Annotated in this window: 8 protein-coding genes; 4 read left to right on the forward strand and 4 right to left on the reverse strand. The window is 38.9% G+C overall.

Annotated elements, in window-relative coordinates; all coding sequences use genetic code 11:
- Positions 1-322 precede the first annotated feature (322 nt).
- Both gppA and rhlB read right to left on the reverse strand, forming a co-directional pair.
- On the reverse strand, positions 323-1816 hold the full coding sequence (gppA, locus tag I6E72_RS13100; protein WP_007580584.1) for a guanosine-5'-triphosphate,3'-diphosphate diphosphatase: 1494 nt from the start codon (positions 1814-1816) through the stop codon (positions 323-325).
- A gap of 43 nt (positions 1817-1859) precedes the next feature.
- Positions 1860-3137, reverse strand: a complete 1278-nt coding sequence (gene rhlB / locus I6E72_RS13105) for an ATP-dependent RNA helicase RhlB (RefSeq protein WP_002960940.1) — start codon at positions 3135-3137, stop codon at positions 1860-1862.
- A gap of 91 nt (positions 3138-3228) precedes the next feature.
- Between rhlB and trxA the strand changes: the two genes are divergently transcribed.
- Entirely contained in the window at positions 3229-3555 is a 327-nt protein-coding gene (gene trxA / locus I6E72_RS13110) for a thioredoxin TrxA (RefSeq protein WP_002960942.1), read from the forward strand.
- Between the two features lie 185 nt (positions 3556-3740).
- On the forward strand, positions 3741-5000 hold the full coding sequence (rho, locus tag I6E72_RS13115; RefSeq protein WP_002960945.1) for a transcription termination factor Rho: 1260 nt from the start codon (positions 3741-3743) through the stop codon (positions 4998-5000).
- A 64-nt stretch (positions 5001-5064) separates the two neighbouring features.
- Here rho and I6E72_RS13120 read toward each other — a convergent pair whose 3' ends face one another.
- Positions 5065-7884 carry an ATP-binding protein gene (locus I6E72_RS13120; protein ID WP_007580583.1) on the reverse strand — a complete coding sequence of 940 codons (2820 nt, stop codon included), beginning with the start codon at positions 7882-7884 and terminating at the stop codon, positions 5065-5067.
- Positions 7885-7960: 76 nt separating this feature from the next.
- On the opposite strand from I6E72_RS13120, the gene I6E72_RS13125 reads away from it, so the two are divergent.
- The gene (locus I6E72_RS13125) at positions 7961-8533 is read left to right on the forward strand and encodes a DNA-J related domain-containing protein (RefSeq protein WP_121954361.1); all 573 of its coding nucleotides are present in this window, start codon (positions 7961-7963) and stop codon (positions 8531-8533) included.
- Between the two features lie 22 nt (positions 8534-8555).
- Here the strand turns inward: I6E72_RS13125 and dbpA are convergent, their stop codons facing one another.
- Positions 8556-9944 (reverse strand): ATP-dependent RNA helicase DbpA, encoded by a 1389-nt coding sequence (gene dbpA, locus I6E72_RS13130; protein WP_007580581.1) that lies wholly within the window; start codon positions 9942-9944, stop codon positions 8556-8558.
- A 191-nt stretch (positions 9945-10135) separates the two neighbouring features.
- On the opposite strand from dbpA, the gene I6E72_RS13135 reads away from it, so the two are divergent.
- Positions 10136-12223 carry a TonB-dependent siderophore receptor gene (locus I6E72_RS13135; RefSeq protein ID WP_121954362.1) on the forward strand — a complete coding sequence of 696 codons (2088 nt, stop codon included), beginning with the start codon at positions 10136-10138 and terminating at the stop codon, positions 12221-12223.
- Positions 12224-12327: the final 104 nt, after the last annotated feature.

Here is a 12327-nt window from a genome sequence, read left to right on the forward strand (position 1 = left end):
ATTGCTTTATATTGTTAAAGAACGTTTTGAGTCGCTTTAGCGTCTCAAGGGATGCGAATAATACACCCTTTATTTTTCGAGTCAACACTTAGTTTTAAACTTTCTTTTGGAAGATTTAAAACCTAAGTTTTACTTAACACCCTGAGTTGTTCGTGCCTCGCTATGCGTTGGCGTTTCCCGTCTCAGTGGGGTCGCATTATAGGGAGATCCGAAAACAGATCAACCCTTTTTTGAAGAAAACTTGAAATAATGTGCTGTTCGCACATATTTGCATCGAAATGGTTACTTTAAACACTAAAAAGGCCCTGATGGGCCTTTTTAATTAGTTTACTATGAGCTTCCACCCAAGTTTACCTTGCTGTTTAGACTCTTGTTGTAGCTCGCTGGCCATTAATGGATGATCTTTTAACCAGTTACTTTCAAACTTAAGGTCTAACACTTCATTTTTAGCAGTTAACTCAAACATAGGCAGTACATCATCTTGTCTGCGCATTGATAAGATGACTGCTATCCGTAGTAATCTCACTATATATTGCGCCAATAGACTATTTACGCCGAGTGAATTAAAACAGCCTTTTGGAAAATCAGAACGATGCGCATCTGCTACCGCTACTATTAATTTATGCTCTGACTGTGAAAAACCAGGCATATCGGTATTTTCCAAAATATAAGCGGTGTGTTTATGGTACTGCTTATATTCTATTAGTAATCCAATCTCATGGAGCTGCGCTACCGCTTTTAATAGTGGTAACCCATTTAAACGTTCAATTGGCCAATCTTTATCAATACTTACCGCTAACTGCATAGCTAAGCTTGAAACCCGACACGCTTGTTTTTGATCAACGTGATAACGACTCATAAACCCATCAACTGTGCGTTTACGAATGTCGTTATTATGAAACTCCGGAACCATGCTATATAAAACGCCTTCACGCAGTGCTCCACCCGCCAATCCCATTTTTTCTATTTCAAGAGATTCAAATAGTGCGATTAAGATTGCGAGCCCTGATACAAATACCAGTCGACGGTCTTCACTTAATCCAGGAAGGTCTAGCGCTGCAATAGTGCTAAATGCAATTGCTTGCTCTTTTATAGTGTTGAGCTTTTCAAGCGTAAGTAAATCGTCAAGATTTTGAGCGACCATAATTTCTTGAATTGCTTGCACTGTGCCAGAAGCACCAGATGCAATTTGCCATCCCGCTGTTTTATATTCTGGAGAAATTTCATCAATGACTGTACGAGCTGCTTTTATGGCTGCGTTAAAGTTACTCTTACTTAATTGGCAGTCTTTGAAATAGCGTTCAAGATAGGTAACACACCCCATATTGAGGCTTTTGTAATGTAAGGCATCAAATGCTTTACCAATTACAACTTCGGTACTTGCACCACCAATGTCAATAACAAGCTGTTTGCCAGTACAAGATGAAGTATGAGCAACACCTTTATAAATTGTACGCGCTTCTAATTCTCCGCTAATAACATTAATGTTATGGCCAAGAATCTTTTCTGCATGATTTTTGAATACTTCGGCGTTAGTTGCTAACCGTAAGGTGGCTGTTGCTACTATGGTGATGTTTTTATCTGGGATATCTTGTAGACGCTCAGCAAAAAGGGCAAGGCATTCCCAGCCTCGCTGCATTGCTTCAGTGCTCAATACGTTATCTTTATCAAGCCCTGCGGCTAATCGGACTTTGCGTTTAACACGTCCAATTGTTTGTAGACCGCCAGCAATTGATTTGGCTATAAGCATATGAAAGCTATTTGAGCCCAAATCAATAACTGCGTACACATTTTTTTGCGGTTTAAGTTGCCCCACCGTTCAAAAACCTCTAGTTACTACTACTTATACAAACGGTCGTTTACGACCGTCCTTTTTGGTAACTATTATTTGGGCGACGTCCGCTGTTATTACTACGGTTACGTGGACCTGTTGAATAGTTGCGCTTTCTTTGAATAATAGGCTGAGTTAAATCATCTAGCAATGCTGTTTTATCATAATGTGATAAAGGAATGCTGTGCTCTATATATTCTTCAATTTCATGCAGGTTATATGCATATTGCTCACATGCAAAACTAATTGCGTGGCCTGATGCACCAGCGCGGCCAGTACGACCAATACGGTGAACATAATCTTCACAATCGTCAGGTAAATCAAAGTTAAATACATGACTTACTTCTGGAATATGAAGACCACGCGCTGCAACATCAGTCGCAACTAAAAAGTCTAAGTCGCCTTTGCTAAACTGCGCTAATATAGTTTGGCGTTTTTTCTGGTTAACATCACCAGTAAGCATACCTACACGATGACCGTCTGACTTAAGCCAAGCATATACTGTTTCACAACTGTGCTTGGTATTTGCAAACACGATTGCTTTCTCTGGCCATTCTTCTTCAATTAAGGTTAACAACAGCTTAATTTTATCTTCTTGCGAAGGATGAAATAGCTCTTCTTGAATACGTTTACCCGTTTTAACGTCAGGTTCAATTTGAACATGTTCTGGGTTTGTCATGTGCTCAAAAGCTAATTCTTGTACGCGATACGATAATGTGGCAGAAAATAATAAGTTTAAACGCTTTGATGTATCTGGCATACGATCGAACATATAGCGAATATCTTTGATAAAACCTAAATCGAACATACGATCAGCTTCGTCAAGCACGACTACCTCAATTTCATTAAGGGTGTAACAGCCTTGCTTATACAGATCAATTAGACGACCTGTAGTACCAATTAAAATATCAACGCCTTTTTCTAGTTGTGCACGTTGTTTTTCGTAATCTTCGCCACCATATACTAAACCTAAGTTAAGATTACAGTGCGGCGCTAAAATTTTAGCATCTTTGTGTATCTGAATCGCAAGCTCCCGAGTAGGGGCCATGATCAGGGCTCTTGGATGTTTACTAGGTGCTTTGCTAGATTGTAATAACCGATGGCACGTGGCAGTTAAAAACGCCAACGTTTTGCCTGTACCTGTTTGAGCTTGGCCCGCGATATCGCGTCCATCACAAATAAAAGGTAGGCATTTTGCTTGAATAGGTGTGCAATATTCAAACCCATTCTCGGTTAAACCGGCAACCACTTCCGGCGCGATAGCAAAGTCTGAAAACTTTTTATCGGTTAAATGTGTCTTAGTCATAGCGTTTAAGCATAACGTTTAAACTTGCAATAAGAAACAAGAGTGTTTAAATACGCACTAAATATTTCGCCTAACTAAATCGGAGAGCGCAATGAGCGAGAAAATAATCCAAATTACTGACGATAGCTTTGAAGCTGACGTATTACAATCTGACAAACCAGTACTAGTAGATTTCTGGGCTGAATGGTGTGGACCTTGTAAAATGATCGCCCCTATTCTTCACGAAGTTGCTGATGAATACGACAGCCGTGTGACTGTTGCTAAATTAAACATTGACCAAAATGCTGGCACACCGCCAAAATTTGGTATTCGTGGTATCCCTACTTTACTTCTTTTTAAAGATGGTCAAGTAGCTGCAACGAAAGTAGGTGCTCTTTCAAAAACTCAACTTATTGAGTTTTTAGAAAACAACATCTAACTGTAAGCTAGAACAATAAAAAGGGCTTTTTGCCCTTTTTTAAATTTATTTTGTATAAAGACTGGACGCTTTGCCAGTGAACTGCTAGTTTATAAAGCCAACTAATCCTTAGTTATATTCAACAAACCTCACTCAACGATCAAAGCGATTTTGAGTATGACAACTGTAATAAAGAACCCACCAATATGCATTTACGCGAATTAAAAGACAAGTCCATTAAAGAGCTTGTAGACTTAGCTGAGTCCATGGGGCTCGAAAACGTAGCCCGCTTAAGAAAGCAAGATATCATTTTTGCCATTCTTAAATCCCATGCCAAAGGCGGAGAGAATATCTTCGGCGGCGGTGTATTAGAGATTTTACAAGATGGTTTCGGCTTCTTAAGATCATCAGAAGCCTCTTACTTAGCTGGCCCAGATGACATTTATGTTTCACCTAGCCAAATTCGCCGTTTCAGCATGCGTACTGGCGATTCAATTTCAGGTCTTATTCGTCCACCTAAAGACGGTGAACGTTACTTTGCTTTACTTAAAGTAAATGAAGTTAACTTTGATAAACCTGAAAACTCTCGAACTAAAATTCTTTTTGAAAACCTTACTCCATTACATGCAAACGAACGTTTTCGCATGGAACGTGGTAACGGCAGTAAAGAAGATATTACAGCCCGTGTACTTGATTTAGCATCTCCTATTGGCCGCGGCCAACGTGGTTTGTTAGTAGCTCCGCCAAAAGCGGGTAAAACAATGCTACTTCAAAATATTGCACAATCAATTACGCACAATCATCCTGATGTAACATTAATGGTTTTACTTATTGATGAACGTCCGGAAGAAGTAACAGAGATGCAACGCCTAGTTAAAGGTGAAGTTATTGCATCAACGTTTGATGAACCAGCTTCTCGTCACGTACAAGTTGCCGAAATGGTTATCGAAAAAGCAAAGCGCCTAGTTGAACATAAAAAAGATGTTGTTATCTTATTGGATTCAATCACTCGTTTAGCACGTGCTTATAACACCGTTATTCCTTCATCAGGTAAAGTACTTACTGGTGGTGTTGACGCTAACGCATTACATAAACCTAAGCGTTTCTTTGGTGCCGCACGTAACGTTGAGGAAGGTGGTAGCTTAACAATCATAGCTACAGCTCTTATCGATACTGGCTCTAAAATGGATGAAGTTATCTACGAAGAGTTTAAAGGTACTGGTAACATGGAACTTCACCTTAACCGTAAAATTGCGGAAAGACGTGTATTCCCAGCTATCGACTTTAACCGCTCAGGTACTCGTCGTGAAGAATTACTAACAAAACCAGATGAACTTCAAAAGCTTTGGATTTTACGTAAAATTGTTCATGACATGTCAGAAATTGATGCAATGGAATTCTTAATCGATAAACTATCGATGAGCAAAACCAATGATGAATTTTTTGATTCGATGAGACGCCAATAAAAGCGTTTTAATTGAATAAAAAAAGCGCCTTAGGCGCTTTTTTTGTGTCTGGATTAAATACAGTTTAACTTTCATTATACTTTTTAAGTACACCCTGCAGCGTATCAACGAGCGCTTTAAAGTCATTTGCACTGCTTTTTTGGCTTCTGCGTAGAAGTGCTCTGTCTAAATTTTTAGCCGATTGCGCAATTTCATCCAAACCAAACATTTGTGCAGCCCCTAAAATGCGATGGCTATCTTTTTGTAGCGCATCTAAATCTTCGCTTATAAAATGCTGCGTAATCGTTTCACTCTCCAAAGCAAAGCTCTGTTTGAAACTAATCACAAGATCGCTCATATCAACTTCATTTTGCTTTGTAATTGGCTGATCTTCTGCATTATGTAGGTGACTAGAAAGCGCTTTATAAAATGACTCTTTGTCTATCGGTTTACCTAAGTAACCAGTAAACCCTAACTCTAAATAACCATCCACTTCATGACTCATAGCATTTGCTGTTAAAGCAAAAATAGGTCGCTCAAAACCACATTGTTTTAATAGCTGAAAAGCAGAACGCCCATCCATCACTGGCATTTGAATATCGAGCAATACTAAATCTGGATATTCTTTTAAGCACTGCTCTACCGCTTGCTCACCATTTTCAACAGCAATAACCTCGAGTCCCATTGAGCGTAAATAGCGACTTATTAACCTACGATTATCAGGATGATCCTCCGCAAGTACGACACGACCTGCCAATTGCTTATTTGCCTTAGGAGCACTTTGAGTTTCAATCATGCTTTGCGATTTATTTACTTCTGCGCACGGTAAAAAGAACGAAAACTGACTGCCCTTTTTGTATTCGCTTTGTACGCTGATATAACCACCCATCATCGCAGCTAATTGTTGCGATAAGCTAAGGCCTAACCCTGTACCACCAAAGCGACGGCTAATGCTGTTATCAGCTTGGCTAAAGCATTCAAAAATAAGCTTTAACTGTTTAGAGCTCATACCAATACCGGTATCTTTTACAATAATAACTAGTCCTTGCTCACTCTTATTTAATGCAATAATGATCTGCCCAGAATGAGTAAACTTAATAGCATTTGCACATAAGTTTATAAGAATTTGCTTTACGCGTATTAAATCCAGCTTAGTGTAAAACTCATTACCCACTTGATTGTCTAAAATAAGATGTAGATTTTTTGCTTTTGCTTGGGTGATAAACATTGCGTGCACATCATTTACGAGCTCTACAATATCAAAGCACGAAATATTTAACTCTAATCTATTGGCTTCAATTTTACTTAAATCGAGTACATCATTTATTAAGCTTTTTAAATGGTCACTGTGACGCTGAATTACTCTTAATTCATCTTTAAGTGACTCAGGCTCATATAATTCATTAATTAAAGCATCTGTTTGCCCTAAAATAGCCGTTAGTGGAGTGCGAATTTCGTGACTAATATTAGCCAAAAACTGGCTTTTAACATCGTTGGCTTCTCTCAACTCTTGTGCAATTGCCTGCAATTCTGCAGTACGTTGCGTAACTTGTTCTGTTAACTGCTGCTTAGCGCGTTTTTCTGCACCACGGCGATAAAGCGCAATACCAGTTACGACAACTAAAAGTAATAGTAAAAAAGAGAATAAAGTAAGCTGAGAACGCTGCGACATTTTTAGCTCTTGCACACGGCGATCTTGTTTAAGTTTTTCTATCTCTTGGTTTAATTGCGTTGCTTTAAATTGATGCTGAAGTACCGCTAGTGCATTTATAATTGCCGTACTTCTGAGCTTTCGCAACTCACTAATATATTTTTGTTGCAAAGCCATTGCGCTTGAATAATCGCCTTTACTGGCTTCAAGAAGTGCTTTGGCCCCCAAGCTCTCTCTAATTATTCGCTCACTACCATATTCATGAGCAAGTAAAATTGCTCTATCTAAATTTATTTGCGCCTCTTCTAAGTTGCCCTTAACAAACTGAATTTTAGCCAGCGCATGTAGCGCATTAAGCTCTAAATTATGGTTATCTATTTTAAGGGCGTAGTACTCACCTAATTTAGCTTGCTCGTACGCTTCATCCACTTTTTTTAATACTAAATTAGTATTTGCTAGGTTTGTATATTGTGTAGATAACTTATTGTAATCATTAGCTGAAATATAATAGCGTAGCGCTAGCTGGTAATAATGCAGTGCTAAGTCAAATTGATTACTCTCCATATGGGCAACACCCATATTGTTATATACCTGCGCAATACCGCTTTTATCATCTAATCGTTGATAAACCTTAAGTACATCTTGATAAAGACCAAACGCACTATCGTAGCGTGATAAGCGTATATAAACGCCTGCTATATTAAGTAGTATATCGGTTTTATCTTGCTCGCTGCCGTACGCCTCGTAGATAGCTTTTGCTTTTAAATAAAACTCTAGGGTATCGCCTAGCTTATTCATATTAAAATAGGCCAAACCAATATTATTTAATAAGTTTGCCTGCTCTAGTAATTGCTTATTCTTTTCTGCTAATGCTAGGGTACGGGTATATTCAATAATCGCTTTTTGAAATAAGCCTTGATAAAAAAGTACAACACCTTGCATTTTTATTGCACGAAAGTGCTCATCAGGGAAGAAAGTATCCGAAGTATGTTGTTCAAGTAATTTAAAGTAATGTAATGAGTCTTTAAAATTATCAACCGATAACGCAGTATTACCCAATGCCGAATAAACAGCGACACGCTCTTTTTTGGAGGCATTTTTATTAGCAAGTAGCATGTTTGCTAATTGTAATTTAGGCTCCCACTGCACTTCGTTTTTGAATTGCTCAAATAACGAATCATTATTTTGGGCATAGCTAGGAGCTATTAGTACACAGCATATAGTAAATAAGAGGCATTTTAACTTGCCCAGCATAATTTTAATCCTTCAAACCGTTACTTATATCAGTGTAATCTTTATTGAAGATACACCAACTACTAGGACCTAAACAATGCTTAACCCACTGATTGATGAGATTTTTGAGCTAATACTAACAAAGCAGGTTTGGCAAGTTCATACTTTAGCAGCAGAACTGACAAACCGCAGCGCTATGACCACTCTCGATAAAAGTCCTGAACGTGATTTATTTAAACGTAACTTTTTAATTATGAATGCACTGTACCAACTGCAGGCACAATTACGCCCTCAGAGTTTACTCATTTCAGCTCTGCATATCGAGCTTTTAGAAAAAGGAGATAATAGTTTAGTAACAACAAGCGAAAATTTGCGAGATTATTATTTAGATTGGCATAATTACGATACCAGTGAAGAGCAGATTGATGAGCTTTTAAATAGCTTTTGGCGTCAGTTTAAAACGATATCACCACAACAGACTTTAAATGAAAATGAATTTAAAGCATTGGCTTTAGAATGGAAGTTACCTGAAAATTTCACTCTTAAAAATGTTCAAAAGCGCTGGAGACAACTTGCATTACAAGTGCACCCAGATAAACCAAATGGCTGTGAAGTTGAGTTTAAAAAAATACAAACACAATACGAGCAGCTAAAGGTAGCTGCTCGTTAATCTATTAATTTAGAAGTTTAAATTAACGAGTAAGGCGACGTGCGCGTATTTTACGCCCTTTAATATTGCCTTCGGTTAATTTACGAAGCGCAGGTTTTAATGAGTTACGCTCAACAGCAACAAACGCTACGTTATCAAGTACGTTAATTTTACCCACCTGACGACCTGCAACCCCATCTTTACCCGTTAAAGCACCTAAAATATCACCTGCACGTACTTTTTGTTTTTTACCTGAATCAATCATCAAAGTAACCATTTCAGGGCGGTACGGTGGCTTGTCTAATAAATTAAATGGTGGCATTTGCTCTGGAGTAATATCACGTTCGTAATGTTCGCCTATTTGAGCAATTTTAAACGCTTCTGCTTCACCGTAAATAGAACATGCAATGCCCTTTTTACCAGCTCGTCCTGTACGACCAACACGATGCACATGTGTTTGCGTGTCATGTGCTAAATGGTAGTTAATCACCATATCCATATCGTCAATATCTAAACCACGTGCAGCAACATCGGTTGCAACAAGTATTGAAGCACTTTTATTTGAAAAGTGAATTAACGTACGTTCACGATCGCGCTGTTCTAAATCACCGTGTAGCGAAACAGCACTAAAGCCTTCATCAGCTAAATCGTCACACACTTGTTGTGTTTCTACTTTAGTATTACAAAACACAACACAGCTTTGTGGTGTAAATTTAAGTAATAATAATTTTAGCGTTGGATAGCGCTGCTTATTATTATCCATTTTGTAGAAGTACTGCTTAATTGTGCTTTTGGCTTGCTCTTCTTCTACTTTAACCATTTCTGGATTTTTAAGTACACGCTTAGCAATTGCTTCAATAGCTCTTGGGAATGTTGCACTAAATAACAATGTTTGACGATTTTGTGGAATGCGCTCAATAATTGCATCAAGTGTATCTTGAAAACCCATATCAAGCATTTGATCGGCTTCATCAAGTACCAATGTTTCAACATCATCTAAACGTAAAGTACCTTTACGAATATGGTCATCAACACGCCCAGGTGTGCCAACAATAATATGCGCGCCATGTTCAAGCGAGCCTATTTGTGGACCAATTGATACACCGCCACATAACGTTAATATTTTAATGTTATGGATACCGCGCGCTAATTTACGCATTTCAACCGCAACCTGCTCGGCAAGCTCACGAGTAGGACACAAGACTAAAGATTGAATACGAAAGCGTTTTACGTTTAATTTAGCTAACACACCCAAGCTAAACGCAGCAGTTTTACCTGAACCGGTTTTTGCCTGAGCAATGATGTCTTTACCAGCAAGTACAGGCGGTAAACTTTGCGCTTGTACAGGTGTCATATGCGCATAACCAAGTGTTGATAAATTATCAACGAGTCCAGCTGGTAAAGCCAAAGATGAAAAAGCAGTTGAAGTCACAGTAAGTTCCATAGCAATAAAAATAACGTGGGGGAAAGCCCCACTAAATATGCTGCTAATAATAGCAGAATTCGTAATTAGCAACCATTAACAAACACATAATAAAGCACGTTAACAAAAGGTGTTGAAAATGATAGTAGTTTGCATTAAGATCGCGATTGTTTTTTACATATCACTGCTGGAAGCAAACAATGAAACTGAATTCTCTTTACATAGCACTATTAGCAAGCATTACAACAAACACATACGCAAACACTACTGACCTTGAGCGTATAGAAGTAAAAGGTAGCTACTTTAACGATTACAAAGTAGATAACGCTAATGGCGCAATGAGAACATCAGCTTCATTACTTGAAACCGCACAATCTGTAACCGTAATAACCGACACTATTATTAGTGAGCAACTTGCCACTACCCTTGGCGAAGTACTAACAAATGACGCAAGCTTAACTGCAGGCTCACAACAACGAAATCGTGAGGTATTTAACTTGCGCGGCTTTGAGCTAAGCTCATCAACAGGTTATTTACGTGATGGGCATCAGCATTGGTCGCACTACCAACAACCAATCGAAATTTTACAACAAGTTGAAGTAATTAAAGGCCCATCGAGCATTTTATATGGTCAATCAGGTCCGGGTGGCTTGGTGAACATGGTTACTAAAAAGCCTACAGCACAAACATTATTTAATGCCAGTGCCGATGTAGATCAACATGGCTCAACGCGCTTTATGGTTGATGCTGCAGGTGCCTTGACTGAATCTGAAGATTTACGTGCTCGTGGTATTTTAGTTAAACAAGATGTTGATTACTGGCGTGAATACCAAAACGGTGAAAACCGCGAGCGTGACCGCTTTTTAGGTGCTTTAGTTGTAGATTACGATATTAGCGACAACGCATTAGTACGTGTGCATTACGACCGCACAGACGACGAAGCCGGTTTAGATACTGGCGCATGGATAGACGAAAACGCCAATGTAATTGGTGATGATAAAACAATCCGTGATATGTCTTGGGCATTTACCGACATAACCGTAGAAAACCTAGGTGTAGACCTAGAAGTATTTTTAACCGATAACTGGCAAGTAAAACTTGGTTACAACGAACAAACGTTTGAACGCCAACGCTTTGAGTCAGCACCTCGCATGCCTAATGGCTTTGCTGAAGGTGACAGCTATGAATCTCGCCCTTACGATCGCTTTGATGATTGGCAATTTAAAACTGCATTTATTGATTTTATTGGTGAGTTTGAAACCGCGGGCATTCAACACCAGTTATTAGTAGGCGCTAACTCGCTTGATTACTACTACGGGCAATTACGCACAGCACTGCCTAAAGAAGAATACCTTTACTATTCAGCAGGTCAAGACGAGCCATCTCGTCCATCAATAAGCTATAAAACAGATGATACAATAAGCGAAACTGAATACGACTACTACGGTATTTACGTCCAAGACTTAATTTCGTTCTCACCAGAGTGGCAATTATCGCTAGGTGGCCGTTACGATAAGCAAACGCGTGAAGGCCAAAATAACGAATCATTTGTACCAAAAGTAGGTGTGCTTTATCACCCAAATGCTTCTGCAACTATATACGCTAGTTACTCAGAAGGCTTTGAGCCACAAAATGAGACCATCACCGACGAAACTGATATTAACTTCGGTATGGAAATAGATGCTGTTACCTCTGAACAAAGAGAACTTGGCATAAAATGGCAACTGCTTGATGACCGTTTACTGCTTAGTGGTGCCGTTTTCGATATAAGTAAAAACGGAACGCTGGTCACTGAAGACCTTGAGGCTCCTATTGGCTCAGTTACAACCGAGACAAATCAGGTTGGCGAACAACGCCACAAAGGCTTTGAAGTTGCAGCACAAGGCGCTGCAACAGATCGTTTATTTGTAATGGCCTCTGCGATGTATTTAGATGCGAACTATGAAAGAGCGAATGAGGAGCTGCAAGGTAAACGCCCAACCGACGCACCTAAATGGTCAGCATCTCTGTGGACTCGTTATGAGCTAAATGATGCGATTGCTTTTAACGCTGGTGCTTTTTATGAAGGCGAGCGCTTTGCAGATAGCGATAATACAATTACTAAAGATGCATATACACGTGTTGATGTAGGTGCAACTTATAAGTTTAACTTAAGTAATACCGATATTAACTTACGCCTTAACATCGAAAACTTATTTGATAAAAGCTATTTAGGTGGTGGCGGCACAAATAATGTAACTGTTGGCGAGGGTACAAATCTTCGTTTAGCTGCGCAATTTAGCTTTTAAATAAATGCCTTAAATAACAGCTTTAAAATATAGCCCGCGTACATTTACGCGGGCTTTTTTATATCTAAATATTTACACTTAACAGCATTAAACCTATTACAAAG

The sequence above is a fragment of the Pseudoalteromonas sp. NSLLW24 genome (genome assembly GCF_015864725.1).
In the GTDB taxonomy this organism is placed as follows: Bacteria; Pseudomonadota; Gammaproteobacteria; order Enterobacterales; family Alteromonadaceae; genus Pseudoalteromonas; species Pseudoalteromonas arctica.

Bases quoted from the DNA above. Each gene is read 5' to 3' on its own strand.
- rhlB (WP_002960940.1), bottom strand. From the start codon at position 3,137: ATGACTAAGACACATTTAACCGATAAAAAGTTTTCAGACTTTGCTATC.
- trxA (WP_002960942.1), top strand. From the start codon at position 3,229: ATGAGCGAGAAAATAATCCAAATTACTGACGATAGCTTTGAAGCTGAC.
- rho (WP_002960945.1), top strand. From the start codon at position 3,741: ATGCATTTACGCGAATTAAAAGACAAGTCCATTAAAGAGCTTGTAGAC.
- I6E72_RS13120 (WP_007580583.1), bottom strand. From the start codon at position 7,884: ATGCTGGGCAAGTTAAAATGCCTCTTATTTACTATATGCTGTGTACTA.
- I6E72_RS13125 (WP_121954361.1), top strand. From the start codon at position 7,961: ATGCTTAACCCACTGATTGATGAGATTTTTGAGCTAATACTAACAAAG.
- I6E72_RS13135 (WP_121954362.1), top strand. From the start codon at position 10,136: ATGAAACTGAATTCTCTTTACATAGCACTATTAGCAAGCATTACAACA.